The sequence below is a fragment of the Candidatus Mycolicibacterium alkanivorans genome, assembly GCF_022760805.1.
In the GTDB taxonomy this organism is placed as follows: Bacteria; Actinomycetota; Actinomycetes; order Mycobacteriales; family Mycobacteriaceae; genus Mycobacterium; species Mycobacterium alkanivorans.
In genome coordinates, this window is the sequence record NZ_JAIVFL010000001.1 from 2,403,069 (window position 1) to 2,426,152 (window position 23,084).

24 protein-coding genes, 1 tRNA gene and 1 rRNA gene are annotated in these 23,084 nt (G+C 67.5%); 23 read left to right on the forward strand and 3 right to left on the reverse strand.

Annotation, left to right across the window (positions count from 1 at the left end; translation table 11 throughout):
* Window positions 1-24 precede the first annotated feature (24 nt).
* The 23 genes from rrf to K9U37_RS12085 all read left to right on the forward strand — a co-directional run bounded on the left by rrf (window position 25) and on the right by K9U37_RS12085 (window position 20,198).
* A 5S ribosomal RNA gene (rrf, locus tag K9U37_RS11975) occupies window positions 25-138 on the forward strand.
* Between the two features lie 126 nt (window positions 139-264).
* Window positions 265-1,098, forward strand: coding sequence for a tetratricopeptide repeat protein (locus K9U37_RS11980; RefSeq protein WP_243071874.1), 834 nt, complete (start codon window positions 265-267; stop codon window positions 1,096-1,098).
* A gap of 1 nt (window position 1,099) precedes the next feature.
* Complete coding sequence (locus K9U37_RS11985; protein ID WP_243071875.1) at window positions 1,100-2,125, forward strand: HAD-IIA family hydrolase; 1,026 nt, start codon at window positions 1,100-1,102, stop codon at window positions 2,123-2,125.
* Window positions 2,126-2,133: 8 nt separating this feature from the next.
* Window positions 2,134-2,310 (forward strand): hypothetical protein, encoded by a 177-nt coding sequence (locus K9U37_RS11990; protein WP_243071876.1) that lies wholly within the window; start codon window positions 2,134-2,136, stop codon window positions 2,308-2,310.
* A gap of 7 nt (window positions 2,311-2,317) precedes the next feature.
* Window positions 2,318-3,127: a TlyA family RNA methyltransferase gene (locus K9U37_RS11995; RefSeq protein WP_243071877.1), complete on the forward strand. Its 810-nt coding sequence runs from the start codon at window positions 2,318-2,320 to the stop codon at window positions 3,125-3,127.
* Window positions 3,124-4,047, forward strand: coding sequence for an NAD kinase (locus K9U37_RS12000; RefSeq protein WP_243071878.1), 924 nt, complete (start codon window positions 3,124-3,126; stop codon window positions 4,045-4,047). Before K9U37_RS11995 ends, K9U37_RS12000 begins: the two co-directional genes overlap by 4 nt.
* Before the next feature lie 7 nt (window positions 4,048-4,054).
* Window positions 4,055-5,815: a DNA repair protein RecN gene (recN, locus tag K9U37_RS12005; RefSeq protein WP_243071879.1), complete on the forward strand. Its 1,761-nt coding sequence runs from the start codon at window positions 4,055-4,057 to the stop codon at window positions 5,813-5,815.
* A 93-nt stretch (window positions 5,816-5,908) separates the two neighbouring features.
* Window positions 5,909-7,093: a putative cytokinetic ring protein SteA gene (gene steA / locus K9U37_RS12010; protein ID WP_243071880.1), complete on the forward strand. Its 1,185-nt coding sequence runs from the start codon at window positions 5,909-5,911 to the stop codon at window positions 7,091-7,093.
* 31 nt (window positions 7,094-7,124) lie between these two features.
* Window positions 7,125-8,066 (forward strand): copper transporter, encoded by a 942-nt coding sequence (locus K9U37_RS12015; protein ID WP_243071881.1) that lies wholly within the window; start codon window positions 7,125-7,127, stop codon window positions 8,064-8,066.
* Between the two features lie 143 nt (window positions 8,067-8,209).
* Complete coding sequence (pyrG, locus tag K9U37_RS12020; RefSeq protein ID WP_243071882.1) at window positions 8,210-9,982, forward strand: CTP synthase; 1,773 nt, start codon at window positions 8,210-8,212, stop codon at window positions 9,980-9,982.
* Window positions 9,975-10,598, forward strand: coding sequence for an NUDIX domain-containing protein (locus K9U37_RS12025; protein WP_243071883.1), 624 nt, complete (start codon window positions 9,975-9,977; stop codon window positions 10,596-10,598). The genes pyrG and K9U37_RS12025 overlap by 8 nt, the downstream gene beginning before the upstream one ends.
* On the forward strand, window positions 10,595-11,539 hold the full coding sequence (gene xerD / locus K9U37_RS12030) for a site-specific tyrosine recombinase XerD (RefSeq protein WP_243071884.1): 945 nt from the start codon (window positions 10,595-10,597) through the stop codon (window positions 11,537-11,539). Before K9U37_RS12025 ends, xerD begins: the two co-directional genes overlap by 4 nt.
* Before the next feature lie 91 nt (window positions 11,540-11,630).
* Entirely contained in the window at window positions 11,631-12,494 is an 864-nt protein-coding gene (locus K9U37_RS12035) for a ParA family protein (RefSeq protein WP_243071885.1), read from the forward strand.
* Window positions 12,491-13,309 (forward strand): segregation/condensation protein A, encoded by an 819-nt coding sequence (locus K9U37_RS12040; RefSeq protein ID WP_243071886.1) that lies wholly within the window; start codon window positions 12,491-12,493, stop codon window positions 13,307-13,309. The genes K9U37_RS12035 and K9U37_RS12040 overlap by 4 nt, the downstream gene beginning before the upstream one ends.
* A gap of 2 nt (window positions 13,310-13,311) precedes the next feature.
* On the forward strand, window positions 13,312-14,001 hold the full coding sequence (scpB, locus tag K9U37_RS12045) for an SMC-Scp complex subunit ScpB (RefSeq protein WP_243071887.1): 690 nt from the start codon (window positions 13,312-13,314) through the stop codon (window positions 13,999-14,001).
* Entirely contained in the window at window positions 13,994-14,737 is a 744-nt protein-coding gene (locus tag K9U37_RS12050) for a pseudouridine synthase (protein ID WP_243071888.1), read from the forward strand. Before scpB ends, K9U37_RS12050 begins: the two co-directional genes overlap by 8 nt.
* The gene (gene cmk, locus K9U37_RS12055) at window positions 14,734-15,414 is read left to right on the forward strand and encodes a (d)CMP kinase (protein WP_243071889.1); all 681 of its coding nucleotides are present in this window, start codon (window positions 14,734-14,736) and stop codon (window positions 15,412-15,414) included. Before K9U37_RS12050 ends, cmk begins: the two co-directional genes overlap by 4 nt.
* On the forward strand, window positions 15,411-16,817 hold the full coding sequence (gene der, locus K9U37_RS12060; RefSeq protein WP_243071890.1) for a ribosome biogenesis GTPase Der: 1,407 nt from the start codon (window positions 15,411-15,413) through the stop codon (window positions 16,815-16,817). Before cmk ends, der begins: the two co-directional genes overlap by 4 nt.
* Before the next feature lie 108 nt (window positions 16,818-16,925).
* The gene (locus tag K9U37_RS12065) at window positions 16,926-17,228 is read left to right on the forward strand and encodes a hypothetical protein (protein ID WP_243071891.1); all 303 of its coding nucleotides are present in this window, start codon (window positions 16,926-16,928) and stop codon (window positions 17,226-17,228) included.
* A gap of 182 nt (window positions 17,229-17,410) precedes the next feature.
* Window positions 17,411-18,178 carry a sulfite exporter TauE/SafE family protein gene (locus tag K9U37_RS12070; RefSeq protein ID WP_252394540.1) on the forward strand — a complete coding sequence of 256 codons (768 nt, stop codon included), beginning with the start codon at window positions 17,411-17,413 and terminating at the stop codon, window positions 18,176-18,178.
* A gap of 78 nt (window positions 18,179-18,256) precedes the next feature.
* Window positions 18,257-18,333 (forward strand) — tRNA-Pro (locus tag K9U37_RS12075).
* A gap of 248 nt (window positions 18,334-18,581) precedes the next feature.
* Window positions 18,582-19,556 (forward strand): hypothetical protein, encoded by a 975-nt coding sequence (locus tag K9U37_RS12080; protein ID WP_243071893.1) that lies wholly within the window; start codon window positions 18,582-18,584, stop codon window positions 19,554-19,556.
* Between the two features lie 261 nt (window positions 19,557-19,817).
* Window positions 19,818-20,198 carry a hypothetical protein gene (locus K9U37_RS12085; protein WP_243071894.1) on the forward strand — a complete coding sequence of 127 codons (381 nt, stop codon included), beginning with the start codon at window positions 19,818-19,820 and terminating at the stop codon, window positions 20,196-20,198.
* A gap of 97 nt (window positions 20,199-20,295) precedes the next feature.
* On the opposite strand, the gene K9U37_RS12090 is transcribed toward K9U37_RS12085, so the two are convergent.
* Genes K9U37_RS12090 through K9U37_RS12100 form a run of 3 tightly spaced genes read right to left on the reverse strand, consistent with a single transcriptional unit; the run spans window position 20,296 to window position 23,031 of the window.
* Window positions 20,296-21,525 (reverse strand): site-specific integrase, encoded by a 1,230-nt coding sequence (locus K9U37_RS12090; protein WP_243071895.1) that lies wholly within the window; start codon window positions 21,523-21,525, stop codon window positions 20,296-20,298.
* Entirely contained in the window at window positions 21,525-21,731 is a 207-nt protein-coding gene (locus K9U37_RS12095) for a helix-turn-helix transcriptional regulator (RefSeq protein ID WP_243071896.1), read from the reverse strand. The genes K9U37_RS12090 and K9U37_RS12095 overlap by 1 nt, the downstream gene beginning before the upstream one ends.
* Before the next feature lie 7 nt (window positions 21,732-21,738).
* Complete coding sequence (locus K9U37_RS12100) at window positions 21,739-23,031, reverse strand: replication initiator (RefSeq protein WP_443627157.1); 1,293 nt, start codon at window positions 23,029-23,031, stop codon at window positions 21,739-21,741.
* Window positions 23,032-23,084 lie beyond the last annotated feature (53 nt).

Sequence of the window (23,084 nt, forward strand, 5' to 3'; positions counted from 1 at the left end):
CACTCAAAAACGAGTGAATAAAGTTACGGCGGCCACAGCGGCAGGGAAACGCCCGGACCCATCCCGAACCCGGAAGCTAAGCCTGCCAGCGCCGATGATACTACCCAACCCGGGTGGAAAAGTAGGACACCGCCGAACACAATTTGAGTCCTGGGCCCCCCAATTCAATTTGGGGGGCCCAGGCATTTTTATTCCAAAATCCATTCCAGTAATTGCGCTCAGGCCGAATTGTCGCGTTATCGGCGCGGCCCGTATCCTTTACGGGTGGTCGACGACAGGCAAGGCAATTCCGATGGGCGCCCTTCGCGCCGTCCGGCGGGAGCCGGCTCCTCCGGTCGTGACCGTCGCGGGCCGAAGCCGCCGTATCGATCGGGTCCCGGACGCGCCCGTCAGGCTCAGCCACAGCACGCCTCCGAAGCCGACGATGCCAAGCGCCCCAGCGGTCCGCCGATCCCCGCGGAGATCGAAGCCAAGCAGCTCGCTCCCGAAATCCGTGGGGAGCTATCGACTTTGGACCGTGCCACCGCCGACACGGTCGCTCGGCACCTCGTCGCCGCCGGCGAGTTGCTCGAGGAGGATCCGGAGACCGCGCTGGCGCACGCCCAGGCGGCTCGAGCCCGTTCCGGCCGCATCGCCGCGGTGCGTGAGGCCGTCGGCATCGCCGCCTACCAGTGCGGCGACTGGGCGCAGGCACTCTCGGAGTTCCGGGCCGCACGCCGCATGGGAAGCAAGTCCCAACTGCTGCCGTTGATCGCCGACTGTGAGCGCGGGGTCGGCCGGCCGGAGCGGGCCGTCGAACTGGCCCGCAGCCCCGAGGCCGCCGAACTCACTGGTGACGACGCCGACGAGATGCGCATCGTGGCCGCCGGCGCCCGGGCCGATCTCGGCCAGCTCGATCAGGCGCTCGCGCTGCTGTCCAGCCCGCAGCCCGACCCGTCGCGTACCGGGACCACCTCGGCGCGACTGTTCTACGCCTACGCCGAGACCCTGCTGGCGCTCGGCCGCGACGACGACGCACTGCAGTGGTTCATCCATGCCGCTGCCGCCGACATCGACGGTGTCACCGACGCCGAAGATCGGGTCAGCGAGCTGGCCTGACGTGACAACCCTTGCACAGCAACATGATTGCCTGCTGCTCGATCTCGACGGTACGGTCTTTCGCGGCCACCAGCCGACCGAGGGCGCCATCGTCTCGCTGGACCGCGCCGACACCCGCAAGCTGTTCGTCACCAACAACGCCTCCCGTGCTGCCGACGAGGTAGCCGAGCACCTGCGCGGGCTCGGTTTCACCGCCACGCCCGCCGATGTGGTGACCAGCGCCCAGAGCGCCGCCGGTCTGCTGGCACAGCAACTGCCCGCCGGGGCGAAGGTCCTCGTGGTGGGAACCGACGCACTCGCCGATGAGGTGGCCGGCGTCGGGTTGCAGCCGGTGCGGCTGTTCTCCGACGAGCCGGTCGCGGTGGTGCAGGGCCATTCGACGACCACCGGATGGCCCATCCTCGCCGAGGCGGCATTGGCCATCCGGGCGGGCGCCCTGTGGGTGGCCGCCAACGTCGACCGCACCCTGCCGACCGAGCGGGGTCTGCTGCCCGGAAACGGCGCCATGGTCGCCGCGCTCAAGGCGGCCACCGACGCCGAGCCTCAGGTCGCCGGCAAGCCGGCACCCGCGTTGATGCGAGACGCGTTGGCGCGCGGCACCTTCCACGCGCCGCTGGTCGTCGGCGACCGGCTGGACACCGACATCGAGGGCGCCAACGCCGCGGAGCTGCCCAGCCTGATGGTGCTCACCGGGGTCAACAACGCCGCCGACGCGGTCCATGCCTGCCCCGCGCAGCGGCCCATCCTCATCGGGGCGGATCTGCGTGACCTGCACACCGACGCCGAGGCCCTGAAGGTAGTTGCGCACCCGGCGTGGCGGGTCGAGGTTCACGACCACGTCGTCACCGTGTTCGCCACGGGAGATGACCCGGGTGACGACGGGCTGTCGGTGGTGCGCGCGACCGCCCGCGCCGTGTGGGACACATCGACCGACGGACGCGCGATCGCGGTCCGCGCCGGTGACGACTCCGCGCGCGCCGCGCTGGAGCGCTGGTCGCTGCTGACGGACCCGGATCGGCTAGCGTGAACGGTGAGATGAACACCGACCCCCAACAGATCCGCGCCGAGATCGACGCCGTGCTGGCCGAGTTGCCGAGCGTTGATCCGGACCATCCCGACGTCGCCGGTGTCGACATCGACGCGGTTGGACGCCGGCTCGAGGAAGCGCACCAGATCCTGGTCTCCGCGCTGGAATCGGTGGAGAAGGGCTGAGGTCAGCGTGACGCGGCGTGCCCGGGTTGACGCGGAGCTGGTCCGTCGCGGCCTGGCCCGCTCCCGCCAGCAGGCCGCGGAGCTGATCGGTGCCGGGCGGGTCAGCATCGACGGTATGCGGGCGGTGAAGCCGGCCACCGCGGTGGCCATCACGGCGAATCTGAAGGTCGAGGGCACCGGCGAGAAGACCTGGGTGTCGCGCGGAGCCCACAAGCTCATCGGCGCGCTCGATGTCTTCGGCATCGAGGTGGGCGATCGTCGCTGCCTGGACGCCGGTGCATCCACCGGCGGATTCACCGAGGTGCTACTGGACCGCGGCGCTGCCGAGGTGGTCGCCGTCGACGTCGGCTACGGGCAGCTCGCCTGGTCGCTGCGCTCGGATCCCCGGGTGCGGGTCATCGAACGGACCAACGTGCGCGATCTGACCGCGGAAGCCATCGGTGGTCGGGTCGACCTGGTGGTGGCCGACCTGTCGTTCATCTCCTTGGCCACCGTGCTTCCCGCGCTGACTGCGTGCGCGAGTCCCGGCGCCAATATCGTTCCCATGGTGAAGCCGCAATTCGAGGTCGGCCGCGACCAGGTCGGATCCGGCGGGGTGGTGTCCGACCCGCAGTTGCGGGCCACCGCGGTACTGGCCGTCGCCGCGCGCGCCGAGACCTTGGGCTGGCAGACCGTCGACGTCACCGCCAGCCCGCTGCCAGGTCCGTCGGGCAATGTCGAATACTTCCTATGGCTGCGCGCCACCACCGACCGTGCGCTGCACGGAGACGAACTGGACGCCGCGGTGCGCCGCGCCGTCGCGGAAGGACCGCAATGAACTCTGAGCGGGTGATCCTGCTCGTCGTCCACACCGGCCGCGACAAGGCCACCGACACCGCCCGGCGAGTCGAGAAAGTGTTGAGCGACAACGGGATCGGACTGCGGGTGTTGTCGGCCGAGGCCGTTGACCGCGGTTCTGTGCACCTCGATCCCGCCGACATGAAGGCGTTGGGCGCCGACATCGAGGTGGTCGACGCCGACGACGACGCGGCCGTGGGCTGTGAACTGGTGCTGGTACTCGGCGGCGACGGAACGTTTCTGCGGGCCGCCGAACTGGCCCGCAACGCCGAGATCCCGGTGCTGGGCGTCAACCTCGGGCGCATTGGTTTTTTGGCCGAGGCCGAGGCCGAAGCCATCGACGCGGTGCTCGACCACGTCGTCGCCCGCACCTACCGGGTCGAAGAGCGCATGACGCTGGACATCGCGGTGAGGGTGGGCGGACACGAGCTCTCACGCGGGTGGGCGCTCAACGAGGCCAGCCTGGAGAAGGGCGCGCGGCTGGGTGTGATCGGCGTGGTCCTCGAAATCGACGGACGACCGGTCTCGGCGTTCGGCTGCGACGGTGTGCTGGTGTCGAGCCCGACCGGCTCCACCGCGTACGCGTTCTCGGCGGGCGGGCCGGTGGTCTGGCCCGATCTCGAGGCAATCCTGGTGGTGCCCAACAACGCTCACGCGCTGTTCGCCCGTCCGATGGTCACCAGCCCGCACGCCACCATCGCCATCGAGATCGACGCCGATAGTCACGACGCGCTGGTGCTGTGCGACGGCCGTCGCGAGATGCGGGTGCCTGCCGGTGGCCGGCTGGAGGTGACCAAGTGCAGCACGCCGCTGAAGTGGGTGCGCCTGGACAGTGCGCCGTTCACCGATCGCCTGGTGCGCAAGTTCCGCCTGCCGGTCACCGGCTGGCGCGGTCAGTGAGCCGGTGATGCTGGCTGAGATCCGAATCGAGTCACTGGGCGCGATCAGCGCCGCGACGGCGGAGTTCGACAAGGGACTGACCGTGCTGACCGGTGAGACCGGCACCGGCAAGACCATGGTGGTGACCGGGCTGCATCTGCTCGGCGGTGCGCGCGCCGACGCCACCCGGGTTCGGTCGGGCGCCGGGCGCGCGGTCGTCGAAGGCCGGTTCACCACCGAAGAACTCGACCCGGCGACCACCGCGCAGATCGACGAGATCCTGGACTCCTCGGGCGCCGAGCGCGACGACGACGGCACCATCATCGCGCTGCGGTCGGTGAGCCGCGACGGGCCGTCACGGGCCTACCTCGGCGGCCGCAGTGTGCCGGCCAGATCGCTGACCACCTTCACCACCGGACTGCTGACCCTGCACGGCCAGAACGACCAGCTGCGGCTGATGCGCCCCGACGAGCAGCGCGCCGCGCTCGACCGCTTCGCCGGTGTGGAAGCCGAACTAGAGCGCTACACGAAGGTGCACGACGAGTGGCTGGTGGCGCGGCGCGATCTGGTCGATCGAACCAACCGCGCCCGGGAACTGGCGCAGGAGGCCGACCGGTTGAAGTTCGCGCTCGCCGAGATCGACGGCGTCGACCCGGCTCCCGGCGAGGACGAGACGCTGGTGGCCGACATCCGGCGGCTCTGCGAACTCGACGCGCTGCGCGAGGCCGCCGCCGGTGCGCGGGCTGCCCTCTCGGCGTCGGTGGACGAGGTCTGCGACGGCCAACCGCACGCCGCCACCGACACCATCGGCCGGGCCATCGCGCTGCTGGAGTCCACCGACGACGCGGCGCTGATCGCGCTCGCCCGCCAGCTGAGCGAGGTGTCGACCGTCGTCGGGGACGCCGCCCGCGAGCTCGGCGATTTCCTGGGCGAGCTGCCCGGTGACGCCAGCTCGCTGGAGACCAAGCTGGCGCGCCAAGCCGAGCTGCGCAGCCTGACCCGTAAGTACGCCGCTGACGTCGACGGTGTGCTCCGCTGGGCGGCACAGTCGCGGGAGCGGTTGGCTCAGCTCGATGTCTCCGAGGAGGCGTTGTCCGGGCTGGCGCGGCGGGTCGACGCGCTGGGGCAGCAGGTCGCCGCTGCCGGGCTCGAGCTGTCCAAGGCCCGCACCAAATCAGCCAAGGGCCTGGCGAAGGCGGTGACCGCCGAGCTGGCCGGGCTGGCGATGGCCGATGCCGACTTCACTGTCGGGGTCTCGCTCATGGGTGCTCGTGAGGATGACAGTGCGCCGCTGCGGCTGCCGGCGGGTCAGGCAGTTCATGCTGGCAGCGAGGGCATCGACCTGGTCGAGTTCGGGTTCACTGCGCACCGCGGCACCGACGTGCTGCCGCTGAACAAGAGCGCCTCCGGCGGTGAGCTGTCCCGGCTGATGCTGGCGCTGGAGGTCGTGCTGGCCGCCTCGGCCGAGGGAACCACCATGGTCTTCGACGAGGTGGACGCCGGGGTGGGCGGTCGCGCCGCGGTGCAGATCGGCCGACGGCTGGCGCGCCTGGCCCGCACCCATCAGGTCATCGTGGTCACGCACCTGCCGCAGGTGGCCGCCTACGCCGACATCCATCTGGTCGTGGAGTCGGGCCGCAACGGGGCCAGCGACGTGCGCCGGCTGGACACCGACCAACGGGTGGCCGAACTGGCTCGGATGCTGGCCGGGCTGGGGGAATCCGACACCGGACGCGCGCATGCCCGCGAGCTGTTGGCGGCCGCGCAGGACGACAGAGCCGCGACCTAAATCGTGTTACTCCTGTGACACGATATGACTCGTGGGGCTGGTGTTACGGCGCGCCTCCGCGGATATCCGCGGTCCCGCCGACAGAATCACCCCATGAAGATGTCAGCGCTTCTCTCGCGTAACACCAATGCTCGGCCGGGAGTGACGGGCACCGCCCGCGTCGACCGCGACATCGATCGCCTGCTGCGCAGGATCGGCCCGGGCGACATCGTCGTCATCGACATCCTCGACCTGGACCGCATCACAGCCGACGCACTGGCCGACGCCCGCGTCGCCGGAGTGGTCAACGCCTCGCCGTCGATCTCCGGTCGCTACCCGAACCTGGGCCCCGAGGTGCTGGTGGCCAACAACATCGCCCTCATCGACAGCGTGGGTGCCGAGGCCTTCAAGAAGATCAAGGACGGCGCCAAGGTCCGACTGCACAACGGTGGGGTGTATTCGGGCGATCGCCGACTGGTGCACGGTGTCGAACGCAGCGACGAAGACATCGCCGACCTCATGCACGACGCCAAGACGGGTCTGGTGGCTCATCTGGAAGCCTTCGCCGGCAACACCATCGAGTTCATTCGCAGCGAGAGCCCGTTGCTCATCGACGGGGTCGGCATCCCCAACATCGACGTCGACGTCTACCGCCGTCACGTGGTGGTGGTGGCCGACGGGGAAGGCGCCGAGGACGACCTCAAGGCGCTCAAGCCGTTTATCAAGGAGTACCAGCCAGTGCTCGTCGGTGTCGGCGCAGGCGCCGACATCCTCGACAAGTGCGGCTACTGGCCGCAGCTGATCGTGGGCAACCCCGAACAGATGAGCGCCGAGGTGCTCAAGTGCGGTGCCCCGGTGGTGCTGCCCGCCGACGCCGACGGCCATGCCGCCGGGTTGGAGCGCATTCAGGATCTGGGCATCGGGGCGATGACCTTCCCAGCAGCCGGCTCGGCCGCCGATCTCGCACTGCTGCTCGTCGACCACCACGGCGCCTCGCTGATCGTGACCGTCGGCCACCCGGCCAGCATCGAGGAGTTCTTCGACCGGTCTCGCCAGCAAAGCAACCCCTCGACATTCCTGACCCGGCTCAAAGTCGGCAAGAAGCTGGTCGACGCCAAAGCCGTTGCCACGCTGTACCGCAACCACATCTCCGGCGGTGCGATCGCGATGCTCATCCTGGCCGTTCTGTTCGCGATCATTGCCGCGCTGTGGGTGTCGCGGGCCGACACGGTGGTCATCGACTGGATCGTGAACTACTGGAACCGCTTCTTGATCTGGATTCAGGGCTGGGTGACATAGCCCGGGCGTAGAGCAGAAAGGCTCATCGGCTGTGATATCACTACGCCACCATGCCATTTCGCTGGCAGCGGTCTTCCTTGCGCTGGCTCTCGGCGTGATCCTCGGTTCCGGTGTGCTCTCCGACACGCTGCTGACGGGGCTGCGCAGCGAGAAGCAGGACCTCAACAAGCAGATCACCGGGCTCACCGACCAGCGCAACGCGCTCAATGAAAAGCTCAGTGGTGCAGACGAGTTCGATACCCAGATGTCGGGACGTATCGTCCGCGACGCGCTGGCGGGCAAGTCGGTGGTGTTGTTCCGCACCCCGGACGCCGACAACGACGACGTCGAGGCGATGACGCGGATCATCGGCCAGTCCGGCGGCACCGTCTCGGGCACCGTGGCGCTCACCCAGGAATTCGTCGACGCCAACTCGGCGGAGAAGCTGCGTTCGGTGGTCAACTCGCCGATCGTGCCGGCCGGAGCGCAACTGAGCACCACACTGGTCGACCAGGGCTCGCAAGCCGGCGACCTGCTCGGCATCGCCCTGCTGATCAATCGCAACCCCAAGGTCAAACCGGCCGACGACCCGCAGCGTGAGACAGTGCTGGCCGCGCTGCGCGACACCGGTTTCCTGACCTATCAGGGCGACCGCGTCGGCGCCGCCGACACCGCCGTCGTCGTCACCGGCGGGGCGCTTGGCGACAACGCCGGCAACCAGGGCTCCACCGTCGCACGGTTCGCGGCGGGACTGGCTCCGCACGGCTCGGGAACGGTGCTGGTCGGCCGCGACGGCTCGGCCACCGGAACCTCAGCGGTGGCTGTGACCCGCGCCGATGCCGGCATGGCGGCCGCGGTGACCACCGTCGACGACATCGGCGTGGAGTCCGGCCGGATCACCACGGTGCTGGCGCTGCAGAACCTGATCGGCGGCGCCCGACCCGGGCAGTTCGGCACCGGCCCCGGTGCGACCTCGATCACCGTTCCGCAGTAACCAGGAACGGTAACGCGTCGCACAGGCGTGTCAGCGACGGCTTGTCGGTGTCGGTGTTAAGGTGAGTTCCCGTGGGTCGGCAGGCCCCAACTAGGTTTCGGCCTAGAGAACCAAGCCCTGCGCCGTCGTCACGGAGGTCGCTCTTGCCACCATTGCGCAAGCACCCACAGACCACGACCAAGCACCTCTTCGTGACTGGTGGCGTGGTTTCTTCCCTGGGCAAGGGCCTCACCGCCAGCAGCCTCGGCCAGTTGCTCACCGCGCGCGGCCTGCAGGTGACCATGCAGAAGCTCGACCCGTACCTCAACGTGGATCCGGGCACCATGAACCCCTTCCAGCACGGCGAGGTGTTCGTCACAGAGGACGGCGCAGAAACCGATCTGGACGTCGGGCACTACGAGCGTTTCCTGGACCGCAACCTGTCGGGGTCGGCCAATGTGACCACCGGTCAGGTGTATTCGACCGTCATCGCCAAGGAGCGCCGCGGCGAGTACCTGGGGGACACCGTTCAGGTGATCCCGCACATCACCGACGAGATCAAGCGCCGGATCCTGGCGATGGCCGAACCCGACGCCGACGGCAACCGACCCGATGTGGTGATCACCGAGGTCGGCGGCACGGTCGGCGACATCGAGTCGCTACCGTTCCTGGAGGCCGCCCGCCAGGTGCGCCACGAGGTGGGCCGGGAGAACTGCTTCTTCCTGCACGTGTCGCTGGTGCCGTTCCTGGCGCCCTCCGGAGAGCTCAAGACCAAACCCACTCAGCACTCGGTGGCCGCGCTGCGCAGCATCGGTATCTCCCCGGACGCGCTGATCCTGCGCTGCGACCGCGACGTGCCCGAGCCCCTGAAGAACAAGATCGCGCTGATGTGCGACGTCGACATCGACGGGGTGATCTCCACACCGGATGCGCCGTCGATCTACGACATCCCCAAGGTGCTGCACCGCGAAGAGCTCGACGCCTACGTGGTGCGCCGGCTGGCCCTGCCGTTCCGTGACGTCGACTGGTCGGAGTGGGACGACCTGCTGCGCCGGGTGCACGAGCCCAAGGAGACGGTGCGAATCGCGTTGGTGGGCAAGTACATCGACCTCTCCGACGCCTACCTGTCGGTGGCGGAGGCCCTGCGGGCGGGCGGATTCGCCCATCGTGCCAAGGTGGAGATGCGCTGGGTCGCCTCCGACGACTGCGAGACCGACAGCGGCGCGGCCGCCGTCCTCGACGACGTGCACGGGGTGCTAATTCCCGGCGGGTTCGGCATCCGCGGCATCGAGGGCAAGATCGGTGCGATCCGCTACGCCCGCCATCGCGGACTGCCGGTGCTGGGGCTGTGCCTCGGGCTGCAGTGCATTGTCATCGAAGCGGCTAGATCGGTGGGGCTGTCGGAGGCGAACTCCGCCGAATTCGACCCTGGCACAACGGATCCGGTGATCTCGACGATGGCCGGCCAGCGTGACGCGGTGGCCGGTGAGGCCGACCTGGGCGGCACCATGCGACTGGGCGCCTACCCGGCGATGCTGGAGCCGGGATCCATTGTCGCCGAGGCCTATCAGTCCACGCACGTCTCCGAGCGCCATCGCCACCGCTACGAGGTCAACAACGAATACCGCGACAAGATCGCCGAGAGTGGTCTGCGGTTCTCCGGAACCTCACCCGACGGGCATCTGGTGGAGTTCGTCGAATATCCCCGCGACGTGCACCCGTTCGTGGTGGGCACCCAGGCGCACCCGGAACTCAAGAGCAGGCCCACCCGCCCGCACCCACTGTTCGACGCATTCGTCGGCGCGGCGATCGACTACAAGGCCGCCGAGCGGTTGCCGGTGGAGATCCCCGAACAACACCCAAACGGCGAGGAGCATCCGGACAACGGATCTGCGCCGCTGGCCGAGCAGGTCCCAGAACACGTAGCCCGTGGCTGAGCACGATTTCGCCACCGTCATCTCCGAAACCGTCTACCGCGGAAAGATTCTCGCGTTGCGCGCCGACGAGGTGCGGATGCCCGGCGGCAACACCGCCATCCGGGAGGTCGTCGAGCACTTCGGCGCGGTGGCCGTGGCCGCCGTCGACGAAACCCGGCGGGTGGCGATGGTCTACCAGTACCGTCACCCGCTCGGTCACCGGCTGTGGGAGCTGCCCGCCGGGCTGCTCGACGCCGCCGGGGAGGACCCGGCGGTCACTGCGGCGCGCGAGTTGCGGGAGGAGGCGGGACTGACCGCCGAGCATTGGAGCGTGCTGGCCGATGTCGCCTCCTCGCCGGGCTTCAGCGACGAGACTGTGCGGATCTATCTGGCCCGTGGGTTGCGTCACGTCGGGCGGCCGGAGGCCGACGACGAGGAGGCCGACCTCACCGTGCACTGGTTCGACATCGACCACGCCGCCGATCGGGTGCTGGCTGGTGAAATCGTGAATTCGACTGCCGCAGTTGGCATTTTGGCCGCCCGCGCGGCGATCGTGGACGGCAAGCCGACCCGACCGGTCGACGCGCCCTGGCCGGACCGTGCCAGCGCGTTCGCCGCGCGTCAGGAGCAGTCATGACGACATTCCGGTCGGCGTTGGACGACCAACTGCAGGGCTACCTCGACCACCTCACCATCGAGCGGGGCGTAGCAGCCAACACCCTCAGCTCGTATCGCCGGGATCTGCGCCGCTACGCCGAGCACCTGACCGGGCGCGGCATCGACGATCTGCGCAACGTCGCCGAGACCGACGTCAGTGAGTTCCTCGTCGCGCTACGCAGCGGTGACCCCGAGACCGGTGTGGTGCCGCTGTCGGCTGTGTCGGCCGCGCGGGCGCTGATCGCGGTGCGCGGGCTGCACCGGTTCGCCGCCGCCGAAGGCATCGTCGACGCCGACGTGGCCCGCGCGGTCAAGCCGCCGACACCGAGCCGGCGGCTACCCAAGGCCCTGAGCCTCGACGAGGTGCTCGCGCTGCTCGACGGCGCCGGCGGCGACGGCCCGTCGGACGGACCGCTGACCCTGCGCAACCGGGCCCTGCTGGAACTGCTGTACTCCACCGGCGCCCGGATCTCCGAGGCCGTCGGCCTCGACGTCGACGACGTCGACACCGAAGCCCGCTCGGCGCTGCTGCGCGGCAAGGGCGGCAAGCAGCGGCTGGTGCCGATCGGACGCCCGGCCGTGGCCGCCCTGGACGCCTACCTGGTGCGCGGCCGCCCGGAACTGGCCCGCCGCGGGCGGGGCACGCCGGCGATCTTCCTCAACGCCCGCGGCGGCCGGCTCTCGCGGCAGAGCGCCTGGCAGGTGCTGCAGGACGCGGCCGAACGCGCCGGGATCAACTCGGGTGTCTCACCGCACACCCTGCGCCATTCGTTCGCCACCCACCTGCTCGACGGCGGCGCCGACGTCCGGGTGGTCCAGGAGTTGCTGGGGCACGCCTCGGTGACCACAACCCAGATCTACACGCTGGTCACGGTGCATGCGCTACGCGAAGTGTGGGCCGGGGCGCACCCGAGAGCGTGATGTCAGCGGTAGGGCTCTCGCACAACAGACACATGGATAGACTTGCGCGGATGTCCACGCCGCCGATGTGCCCGATGCGGGGGGCCAGGGCGTGACCGACGAGGCAGACGGCGTCGCACCGATCGGTCTCACCGGCCGCCCACCCCGCACCATCCCCGAACCTCGGCCGCTGACCTCGCACGGCCCGGCGAAGGTCATCTCGATGTGCAATCAGAAGGGCGGCGTCGGCAAGACCACCTCGACGATCAACCTCGGCGCCGCGCTGGCCGAGTACGGCCGCCGGGTGTTGCTGGTGGACCTCGACCCGCAGGGGGCGCTGTCGGCGGGCCTGGGTGTGCCGCACTACGAACTGGCCGCCACGGTGCACAACCTGATGGTCGAACCGCGGGTCGGCATCGGCGACGTGCTGATCCATACCCGGGTCGAGGGCCTGGACCTGGTGCCCAGCAATATCGACCTGTCCGCCGCGGAGATTCAGCTGGTCAACGAGGTGGGCCGCGAGCAGACGCTGGCGCGGGCGCTCTACCCGGTGCTCGACCGCTACGACTACATCCTCATCGACTGCCAGCCGTCGCTGGGCCTGCTCACCGTCAATGCCCTGGCCTGCTCGGATGGGGTGGTGATCCCGACCGAGTGCGAGTACTTCTCGCTGCGCGGCCTGGCGCTGCTCACCGACACCGTCGACAAGGTCCGCGACCGGCTCAACCCGCGGCTGTCGATCAGCGGCATCCTGGTCACCCGGTTCGACACCCGCACCGTGAACGCCCGCGAGGTGATGGCCCGCGTGGTCGAGCGGTTCGGCGACCTGGTGTTCGACACCGTCATCACCCGCACTGTGCGCTTCCCCGAAACCAGTGTCGCCGGCGAGCCCATCACCACGTGGGCACCGAAATCCGCTGGGGCACAGGCATACCGATCGTTGGCCCGCGAGGTCATCGACCGCTTCGGCAAGTGACGGCCGGGCCCGCGGCCGAACAGGGCGGCTTCCGCGTCCGGCTGACCAACTTCGAGGGTCCGTTCGACCTGCTGCTGCAGCTGATCTTCGCGCACCGTCTCGATGTCACCGAGGTGGCGCTGCATCAGGTGACCGACGAGTTCATCACCTACACCAAACAGATCGGCCCGGCCCTCGAACTCGACGAGACCACCGCCTTCCTGGTGATTGCGGCCACACTTTTGGACCTCAAAGCCGCGCGGCTGCTACCGGCCGGCGAAGTCCACGACGAAGAAGACCTCGCTCTGCTGGAGGTGCGCGACCTGCTGTTCGCCCGGCTGCTGCAGTACCGGGCGTTCAAGCACGTCGCCGAGATGTTCGCCGAGCTCGAGGCCGCCGCGCTGCGCAGCTATCCGCGTGCGGTGGCGCTGGAAGACCGCTTCTCCGAGCTGTTGCCCGAGGTCATGCTGGGTGTGGACGCCCAGAGCTTCGCCCAGATCGCGGCCGCGGTGTTCACTCCGCGGCCGGTGCCGACGGTGGGCACCGAGCACCTGCACGCGCCGCAGGTGTCGGTGCCCGAGCAGGCCGAGCGGCTGCTGGCGATGCTCGAGCAGCGCGGCGTGGGCCACTGGGCCTCGTTCCGGGAGCTGGTTGCCGACTGTGACGAGCCGATCCAGATCGTCGGACGGTTCCTGGCGCTGCTCGAACTGTATCGGGCCAGGGCGGTAGCATTCGAGCAGTCAGAACCGCTTGGTGTGCTGCAGGTTTCGTGGACCGGGGACCGGCTGGTGAACGAAGAGCTGGTCAGATCCGAGTGGGAAGAAGAGCAAAGCTAGCCATGACCGACGACGCGCCCGATCTCGACCTGGGTATCGACGTCGCCAACGCCGAGTTGGACGACGACGAGCTGATCCGGGTACTCGAGGCGCTGCTGCTGGTGGTGGACACCCCGGTGAGCGCCCAGACACTGGCGACGGTGACCGAACAGCCGGTCACGCGCATCACCGAGAAACTTGAGGCGATGGCCGCGGAACTCCGAGCCCGCGACAGCGGGATCGACCTGCGCGAAGTCGGCGGCGGCTGGCGGATGCACACCCGCGCCAGATATGCGCCGTATGTCGAGCGGCTGCTGCTCGACGGCTCGCGCTCCAAGCTGACCCGGGCGGCGCTGGAGACACTGGCCGTGGTGGCCTACCGCCAGCCGGTCACCCGGGCCCGGGTGAGTGCGGTGCGCGGGGTCAACGTCGACGCGGTGATCCGCACCCTGGTCGCGCGCGGACTGATCACCGAGGCCGGCACCGACGAGGACTCCGGTGCCACGACGTTCGCCACCACCGAGCTGTTCCTCGAACGGTTGGGGTTGACGGCGCTGACCGACCTGCCCGACATCGCCCCGCTGCTGCCCGATGTCGACGTGATCGACGATTTGAGCGAAACCCTGGACAGCGAGCCACGTTTCGCCAAGCTTTCCGGCGGCGGCCGGTCCGCCGACCAGCACATCGCCTTCGATGTGGACACCGATGGCTGACACCGAAGGGGTACGCCTGCAGAAGGTGTTGTCACAGGCCGGAATTGCCTCGCGGCGGGTGGCCGAGCGGATGATCGCCGACGGCCGCGTCGAGGTCGACGGGCACGTCGTCACCGAACTGGGCACGCGCGTCGACCCCGACACCGCTGACATCCGCGTCGACGGCAGCCGGATCATCCTCGACGACTCGATGGTCTATCTGGCGGTGAACAAACCGATCGGCATGCATTCGACGATGTCCGACGATCGCGGCCGGCCGTGTATCGGTGATCTCGTCGAGCACCGGGTGCGCGGCAACAAAAATCTCTTTCACGTCGGGCGCCTCGATGCCGACACCGAGGGACTGCTGATACTGACCAACGACGGCGAGCTGGCACACCGGCTGATGCACCCGTCGTTCGAGGTGCCCAAGACCTATCTGGCCACGGTGACCGGTTCGGTGCCAAGGGGTTTGGGCAAGACGCTGCGCGCGGGTATCGAACTCGAGGATGGGCCGGTCAAGCTCGACGACTTCGCGGTGGTCGACGCGGTGCCCGGCAAGACGCTGGTGCGGGTGACGCTGCACGAGGGACGCAAACGGATTGTGCGCCGACTGCTGGCGGCAGCCGGGTATCCGGTGGAGGCGCTGGTGCGCACCGAGATCGGCTCGGTGTCGCTGGGGGAGCAGCGGCCGGGCAGTATCCGGGTGCTGACCCGCAAGGAAGTCGGCGAGCTGTACAAGGCGGTCGGGATGTGAGCGGGGTGGTGGTGGCCGTCGACGGGCCGGCGGGAACGGGAAAGTCCTCGGTGTCAAGGGGATTGGCGCGTGCGCTGGGTGCCCGCTATCTCGACACCGGTGCGATGTACCGGATCGTGACGCTGGCCATGCTGCGAGCGGAAGTCGATCTGAACGACCCGGCGGCCATTGCCGCCGCCTCGGACGTGCCGCTGTCGGTGGACTACGACCCGGACGTGGACCGGGCTTATCTTGGCGACGAGGATGTTTCGGTCGAGATCCGCGGTGACGCGGTGACGCGCGCGGTGTCCGCGGTTTCCGCGGTTCCGCAGGTGCGTGAGCGGCTGGTGAGGTTGCAGCGCGAATTGGCCTCGGGGGCCGACAGTGTCGTCGTGGAAGGCCGCGACATCGGCACCGTGGTGCTGCCGGATGCGGATGTGAAGATCTTCCTCACCGCGACGGCCGAGACCCGGGCGCACCGGCGCAACGACCAGAACGTGGCCGCCGGCCTGGCCGACGACTACGAGGCCGTGTTGGCCGATGTGCGCCGCCGCGACCACCTGGACTCGACGCGTGCGGTGTCCCCGCTTCGGGCGGCCGAGGACGCACTGATCGTCGACACCAGCGACATGCCCCAGGCCGAGGTGATCGCCCGACTGGTCGAGCTTGTCGAGCAACGAAGCGGGGCGATGCGATGACCCAGGACGGCACGTGGTCCGACGAAAGCGAATGGGAGTTCGCCGAGGACGGATTCGACGACGAGACCGGTGAGGCCTACGCGCCGCCGCCGGTGGTGGCCATCATCGGCAGACCCAACGTCGGCAAGTCGACTCTGGTGAACCGGATCCTCGGGCGGCGCGAGGCAGTCGTGCAGGACCTGCCCGGAGTGACCCGGGACCGGGTGTCCTACGACGCGAACTGGGTGGGCCGCCGCTTCGTCGTCCAGGACACCGGCGGGTGGGAGCCCGACGCCAAGGGACTGCAACAGTTGGTCGCCGAGCAGGCCTCGGTCGCGATGCAGACCGCCGATGCCGTCATCTTCGTCGTCGACGCCATCGTGGGTGCCACCTCGGGTGACGAGGCGGCAGCCCGAATCCTGCGGCGCTCCGGAAAGCCGGTGTATCTGGCGGCCAACAAGGTTGACAACGAGAAGGGCGAGGCGGACGCGGCCGCGCTGTGGTCACTCGGCCTGGGCGAGCCGCACCCGATCAGTGCGATGCACGGGCGCGGTGTGGCCGATCTGCTCGACGAGGTGGTCGCCGCGTTGCCGGTGGCCTCCGAGGTCGGGACCGGCGGCGGGGGACCGCGCCGGGTGGCGTTGGTGGGCAAACCCAACGTCGGCAAGAGCTCACTGCTCAACCGGCTGGCCGGCTCCGAGCGATCGGTGGTGCACGACGTCGCCGGCACCACCGTCGACCCGGTGGACTCGCTGATCGAATTGGACGGCAAGACTTGGCGATTCGTCGACACCGCCGGGCTGCGCCGCAAGGTGGGCCAGGCCAGCGGACACGAGTTCTACGCCTCGGTGCGCACCCACAGCGCCATCGACGCCGCCGAGGTGGTGGTGGTGTTGGTCGACGCGTCGCAGGCGCTGACCGAGCAGGACCAGCGGGTGCTGTCGATGGTGATCGAGGCGGGCCGCGCGCTGGTGCTGGTGTTCAACAAATGGGATCTGGTCGACGAGGACCGGCGCTATCTGCTGGACCGCGAGATCGACCTGCAGCTGCATCAGCTGCAGTGGGCGCCGCTGGTGAACATCTCGGCCAAGACCGGCCGGGCCGTGCAGAAGCTGGTGCCGGCGATGGAGACCGCCTTGGCGTCATGGGACAAGCGCATCTCCACCGGACAGCTCAACACCTGGATCAAGGACGTGGTCGCGGCCACCCCGCCGCCGGTGCGCGGCGGCAAGCAGCCCCGCATCCTGTTCGCCACCCAGGCCACCGCGCGACCGCCGACATTCGTGCTGTTCACCAGCGGTTTTTTGGAGGCCGGGTACCGCCGCTTCCTGGAACGTCGCCTGCGGGAGACCTTCGGTTTCGAGGGCACTCCCATCCGGATCAACGTGCGGGTGCGCGAGAAGCGCAAGCTCAAGCCACGCTGAGTTCGGGCGTTTGCTGGGTTGTGAGGGCTGCTGGGCGGTAAGTTGCCAGTGATGAGGTTTTCGGCGTCCGGGGTTCGCTCTCCGGCCGGTTCGGGAGGGAGAGCCGTCATGACGACGGTGTCTATCGGTACCAGGCGACTGGCGTATGTGCTCGCCGGAGCCGTGATTGCGGCTGCGCCCGCCGTCGCGGTGTTCGCGGTCTCGCATTCGGGCCCCGGGCCGCGGGTGCTGGCATGCTCGGAGACTGAGACAGAGGACAACTTCTCGATGAACTGCGCGCCGTCGGTGATCCCCGATGTCAGCGACAACCTGACCGAAGCGGAGGTCGCCCAGCCGGGCTTCAACGCCGTCCCGGGCGGCGGTGGGGAGGTCCGTGTCGGCGGCGGTGGCGGTGGCCACGCCGGCCGCTGAGCCGTCGCTCAGGTATTGAGCCGGGCCCGTTTTCCATAGCTGTCGAGGTGCACCACCTGCTCGACTGGCTTGCGGGCTTTGATTGAGCGCGAACAGGTTTCGTTGACTGTCGGCCTGGGCTGACGGCGAGTGCCGGGCGTGCCTGCGGGGCGATTAGGATTGACCAAGTGTCTGTCGCCCACATGATCGTGATCGCGTTGGCCGGTATGGGTGCGGGCGCGATCAACTCTCTGGTCGGCTCGGGCACGCTGATCACGTTTCCCACGCTGGTGACGCTGGGGTATCCGCCAGTGACCGCGACGATGTCCAACGCGATCGGTCTGGTGGCCGGCGGGGTGTCGGGGACCTGGGGGTATCGGGCCGAGTTGCGCGGTCAGTGGGATCGGCTGCGCTGGCAGATTCCGGCGTCGGTGACGGGCGCGGCGATCGGCGCGTTCCTGCTGCTGCATCTGCCGGAGAAGGTGTTCACCCAGGTCGTGCCGGTGCTGCTGGTTGCGGCGCTGGTTCTGGTGGTGATCGGGCCGCGGATCCAGGCCTATGCGCGTCAGCGCGCGGAGCAGGCGGGGCGGTCGGCTTCGCATGTGTCGCCGGCGCGGATGGCGGCGCTGGTGGTCGGGACGTTCGCGGTGGGGGTGTACGGCGGCTACTTCACCGCGGCGCAGGGGATCCTGCTGATCGGGGTGATGGGGGCGCTGCTGCCCGAAGACGTGCAGCGGATGAACGCGGCGAAGAACCTGCTGTCGCTGCTGGTGAACATCGTCGCGGCGGTGGGCTACACGGTGGTGGCGTTCGACCGGGTGAGCTGGCCGGCGGCGGGACTGATCGCGGCCGGATCGCTGGTCGGCGGGTGGCTCGGGGCGCACTACGGGCGGCGGCTGTCGCCGAACGCGCTGCGGGCGGTCATCGTGGTGGTGGGGCTGATCGGGCTGTACCGGTTGTTGACGGTGTGACACCTGTGGCCGATTCGGGTTGGCGGTGGGGCCTGCGGTAGGCTTTCGACCTGCTGCCGACGGTAGTTCGGGCGGCAACGGGCTGTGGCGCAGTTTGGTAGCGCACTTGACTGGGGGTCAAGTGGTCGCAGGTTCAAATCCTGTCAGCCCGACCAAGAGAAGTAGGCTTTCACCTGCGGAGATTCTCGCCGTGAGTCTCCCATCGACCGGGCGTCTGGGACCAGACTGGGACCAGATGGTGTATGTGCAGCGATCGGCTGAGTAGACAGCGGAGCTGCTGGTCGGTGTTCACCCCAGGTTAAATCCTGGAGCGGCCTGCACCGGACGGGAACCAACAGTCAGTTCCAGGACACGGAAGCGGAACCACCGGGAAGTGTCGGATGCGGGTGGAATCATGAGGTTCATGGAGGCAGCGGGGGGCGACGAGGACGGTCGGGAGTCCACCACGAGCTGGACGAACCCATGGATCGCCGAGTACAAGCGGCGCCAGGCGATGCTGACGAAGATGCGGCCGTTCGAGGTGATCGTGATGATGCGCGATCTCAATCTGACCTCGTACGCATTCAGTAAGAACGCTGAGGAGCTACAGGCCCACGTCCTGCGCTACCCCGAGATTGGCCATAGTCAGCCATTCAACCCGGACGTCGGCGACCCGTTCGGCATCGAGCTAGCTCGACTCCTCGCGAATTTGCTCGCCTCCGTGAAGTCGCTTATCTCAGGTCAGCGCGCAGTTCTGCGTGACATCTGGCCCAAGCTCGGCAAGGAGCTCTCTGGGTTCGAGCAAGGTGAATACACCACCAAGCGCCTGGCAGTGTTCGAAGCGGACGAGGCCAAACTTCTAGAAGAGCTCCGCAATTACTCTCAGCATCGATTCCTTCCTTACTTGAACCCGGCGTGGCAGTTTTCACAGTCGGTGCCAGCGGCAGAGTTCCAATTTCGGTTGCATGTCAAGCCACTTCTGAAGTGGGACAGTTTGACGGCAGTGGTTCGTAAATACCTTGAGAAACACGGCGATTCGATTGATCTGATTCCGATCATCGGTCGCTACACGGCTGCCGTACGCGAGTTCTACAAATGGTTCTGGCTCAAGGTGGAAGAAACGATGAAGTCAGAGCGCGTCGAGTACGACGCCCACGTTGCCGAGCTGATGGTGTACGGCGAAGAGGTATTCCTCGCGCCGGATTGGATTCGTGAGGTTGGTGGGGAACCGCCACCCGGTTGGAACGGCGTGCGGTGGCGGCGCCGGTCACTCGCCGAGATCCGCCAGCGACGATGGGCACTCGGGCACAAGTCGTTCCGAGGGATAATCGTCGATGGCCAGGGCGTGGCCGTGGTCGGGGACCACCCATGGACACAGATCCTGCTCCATGTTCCGTGAGGAACAACGCTACGGATCGCGCAGTAGAGCTTGCGTCGGTTTCCATTCGGAATGCAAGTTGTTGGGGGGGGGAAAGAATTGACTTGGGGTGACTGGTTCCGTGAGTTGACTACAGGCCCGGTCATGGGCGCTGTATTCGCCCTCGGTGGTGTCTGGCTCACTCGATGGACGACACGCTCAGAGGGAGCGGCGAACCGAGCTGACAAGCGAGCCGATCAGCTACGCGAGGAAGTCGCTACCGTGCTATCGGAACGACCGAAAATGATTGACTCGCAACGCGAGCTGTTCGACGCAACGATGACGCATCGTGAGCAGACCGCGCGGAATGACCCGCCACCTGCCGAGAGATCTTCGCGGCTAATGGATGTCAGGCAGAAGCACATCGTCCTCTGCGACAAGATCAAGCACGAGGTCATCACAGCCGAGCTGCTTACCAGCAATTCCGAGGTTGAAGCCGCGCTGAAGACGATCAGGCGCGCCGCTGAGAACTGGAACGGACCAATGCAGGCCGCGCATCGTGGAGGCGAGGTCGACGAGTTCGACAGGTTCGAGAAGCTCCAAACAGACCTCGCCAATGCCTTCGATTCTCTTGAGAGCGCAACGCGGTCCTTGACTGCGATCGCCTTCAAAGCGCCGAAGTAACTAAATTAAGCTGGCTTCCGAACAGATCGACCACGTTTGTTTGGTAGGTCGGATGGCAAGGTCGATGATATCGACTCTGGGACAACGGGATCGGTACCTACACCACGCGCAGATTGCGCCCGACGTTAGACGAGAGATGCCGCGTCAGCAACTCACCGGCATCGGCGACGGACTGCCGATCGGGATGCAGGTAGCGCTGGGTGGTCGTGATGCTCCCGTGGCCGGCGATCTTGCGAAGACTGTGCAGGGGGACACCTGCGTCGGCCATCCATGTCAGCCCCGTGTGCCGCAGGCCGTGGCGCGTCAGCTGCTCGTAGCCAAGTTTGGTCACCACCTCATCCCAAGAGGTCGCGTCGCGAAGGGTGGCGGTGGTGATACGCCCGCCCCGCGGGCCGGTGAATAGCCGCGCATGGGGTTCACCGGCGGTAAGTTCGATCCGACGCTGAATGAGGTCGCGGATCGATTCGATCAGCGGCACCTGACGTGCTCGCCGGCCCTTGGTGTTTTTGTCGACCAGGCCCCCACCAGATGCGGTGGTGGCGCCGTGCGTGAGTTCGCCGGGGGATGGGGTCGTCTGGCGGCACACGGTCCAGATCCAGTTTTCGGTGTCGATGTCGCGAACGAGGCAGCCGGAGACTTCACCGATGCGCGCGGCGGTGCACGCCTCGAAGACGACAGCGTCGCCCCAGCCCTGGTACTTATCCGCCGAGTTTGCGACCAATGCGTCAGCGAGGGTCACCAGTGCAGACCAGTCCGGCAGCGCCAGGGATCGCGGGTCGTCCAGCTCATCCTCGGCGAGCTTGTACTCGCGCTGCCAGCCGCTGATCCGAGCCGGGTTCCGATCGATGATCCCGTCGCGGAGCGCTTGCTCCATGACCCGAACCAGCACCGCGAGGCTGTTCTTGACGGTCGAACGGCTGCAGTCGTCAGCGATCCACGCGTGAACGGCCCGATCGACCGCGCCGTTGGTGATCATGGTTACCGGTAGGTGGCCGAGCGATGGCACGACTCGCTTCCGCCACCCGGCGAGGTACGGATCGGTGGTCTTGCCTTCCAGGCCACGAAGCGCCAGTTTCATGTTGGTCGTGCCGTACTCCGAGAGGGTGGTCGTCGCCGTGTTTGGGTCGATGCCGCGACCGGCGGACTGACGCATCCGGTTGATCCAGTCTTCGGCGGCTTCACGCGTAGTGAACGTCTCAGACTTGGACACTCGCTTCTTGACGGCCGGATCGACCCATCGGACACGTGCACGGTACGCCCCGCCGGGGCGCTCCTCGATGTCAGCAGCTAGCGAAATCCCCAGTGGCAGAGCGACTTTATCAACCATCACGCCACCTCACCAGGATCGACGCGCCGACTGGCGAGCCACATCTCAACGTCGTCCGAGTTGTACATGAACACCCGATCAGATACTTGAACGAATGCCGGACCCTGCGGCGGTCGTGCGGTTCGCCAACGCCGGATGGTCGAGGCGTCCACGTGGAGGAGTTCGGCAAGCTCGTTGCTACTGTACCAACGCCCATCTAGCAGCATCCTCGGTTCACGCGCCTTCCTTCAACGCGTTACGCCCGGTAAGGCGCTGCTCACGAGCACGAGTAGAAGCCGAAATGACCAGCAGGCGGTCACCGAGGTTCTCGTATCCCGAGCGTTCGAACTCCCACATCAGTTGCTGGACCGTGGCGGCTTCCGGATGTGATCCTGCCCGCTCCCGCCGCCAGTCAGCCCGATGCTCGCGCAGGGCCTTCATGGTCGTCGAGAACTGTCGCGACTTGCTTGTCACGTGCCCTCGGAAACCCAGTGTGTGCAGCCAGAGGGTCATCTCCTGATATTGCTCGTCGCGGGCGACGGAAACGATCGTCTGGAGTATTCGGCGAACGTGATCCGTCACATCGAGCTGATCGATTCCTTCCTCGCTGAGACGCCGGGAATCGATACCGTGGTCTGTCACCGACTTGGTCACGTACTTGGCGAGATAGCCGGCAACACGGCGGTTGTGGACGTCGGCGTCGGAGCCGACTATGCCTGCCCCGCTGATGGACTTGATGTCCAGTTGCTCGCCGAAGCGCAGAACGACGTCGTTGCGTATCGCCAGCTTGGTATCGACCGTTGCCCGCCTTACCAATTCGACGAAGTCGGCCATATCGAGATTGGGTTCCGGGGGAGAAGGTTGTTCTCCCGGAGGTGAAGCCGCATCGAGGCGGATGACGGCGTGGAAGTGAGGGACGCCGCGGCGTTGTAGCTCAACGACTTTGACGAAGGACGGCCTCGTGCCTTTGGGGTCGGCGCCGCGCGTTCTGAGTGCTTGGCTGAGCGACCGGCGGAGGCGGATGGTGAATCGACGCCAGAGTTCGGGAGCGTGCCAGGCAAAGAGAACGTGCCCTACGTAGTCGTAGCACTCGCTGCACAGCGGCTGGCCCACGGCGGGATCATGCAGGCTGTGGGTGCAGTTGCATCGGATGATGCGCTCGTGTGCGCACTTTGTACCTTGCTGGTTCCCCGGATGGTAGGTTCCGTTGCGCCGTGTCGTGTGAACAGCGCCGAAGCTCGGGGCGGTGAGCGTGACGAACAACTGTGGGTGATCGGCGACCGTACTGGGGATACCGTGATGTCCCCCGTTGAGCCCGGCGTGGATCATTTGCCAAATGTCGCGGGCGTACAGATCAGAGCATGACGGGCACGCCGTAGCGCGGCGGTTATTGCACCTGGTCAGGACGTGATGCTGCCTGCCGAACTCGTCGGAGGCCTTCAAGCGGATTGGGCTCGCGCAGAATCCGCATCTTTCCGCGGTATCCCACCATGTGTCGAAACTCGGCGACGCAGCCCGCCGCACCATCTGTGTCAGTACGGCGGAGCTGTCGACCCCGGCCGGTGCATCCGGCAGCGACG

Excerpts from the sequence above, each read along its gene's own strand:
- K9U37_RS11990 (WP_243071876.1), top strand. The coding sequence starts at position 2,134 with ATGAACACCGACCCCCAACAGATCCGCGCCGAGATCGACGCCGTGCTG.
- K9U37_RS12000 (WP_243071878.1), top strand. The coding sequence starts at position 3,124 with ATGAACTCTGAGCGGGTGATCCTGCTCGTCGTCCACACCGGCCGCGAC.
- recN (WP_243071879.1), top strand. The coding sequence starts at position 4,055 with ATGCTGGCTGAGATCCGAATCGAGTCACTGGGCGCGATCAGCGCCGCG.
- steA (WP_243071880.1), top strand. The coding sequence starts at position 5,909 with ATGAAGATGTCAGCGCTTCTCTCGCGTAACACCAATGCTCGGCCGGGA.
- xerD (WP_243071884.1), top strand. The coding sequence starts at position 10,595 with ATGACGACATTCCGGTCGGCGTTGGACGACCAACTGCAGGGCTACCTC.
- scpB (WP_243071887.1), top strand. The coding sequence starts at position 13,312 with ATGACCGACGACGCGCCCGATCTCGACCTGGGTATCGACGTCGCCAAC.
- K9U37_RS12050 (WP_243071888.1), top strand. The coding sequence starts at position 13,994 with ATGGCTGACACCGAAGGGGTACGCCTGCAGAAGGTGTTGTCACAGGCC.
- der (WP_243071890.1), top strand. The coding sequence starts at position 15,411 with ATGACCCAGGACGGCACGTGGTCCGACGAAAGCGAATGGGAGTTCGCC.
- K9U37_RS12065 (WP_243071891.1), top strand. The coding sequence starts at position 16,926 with ATGACGACGGTGTCTATCGGTACCAGGCGACTGGCGTATGTGCTCGCC.
- K9U37_RS12070 (WP_252394540.1), top strand. The coding sequence starts at position 17,411 with ATGATCGTGATCGCGTTGGCCGGTATGGGTGCGGGCGCGATCAACTCT.
- K9U37_RS12080 (WP_243071893.1), top strand. The coding sequence starts at position 18,582 with ATGGAGGCAGCGGGGGGCGACGAGGACGGTCGGGAGTCCACCACGAGC.
- K9U37_RS12085 (WP_243071894.1), top strand. The coding sequence starts at position 19,818 with ATGATTGACTCGCAACGCGAGCTGTTCGACGCAACGATGACGCATCGT.
- K9U37_RS12090 (WP_243071895.1), bottom strand. The coding sequence starts at position 21,525 with ATGGTTGATAAAGTCGCTCTGCCACTGGGGATTTCGCTAGCTGCTGAC.
- K9U37_RS12095 (WP_243071896.1), bottom strand. The coding sequence starts at position 21,731 with ATGCTGCTAGATGGGCGTTGGTACAGTAGCAACGAGCTTGCCGAACTC.
- K9U37_RS12100 (WP_443627157.1), bottom strand. The coding sequence starts at position 23,031 with ATGGTGCGGCGGGCTGCGTCGCCGAGTTTCGACACATGGTGGGATACC.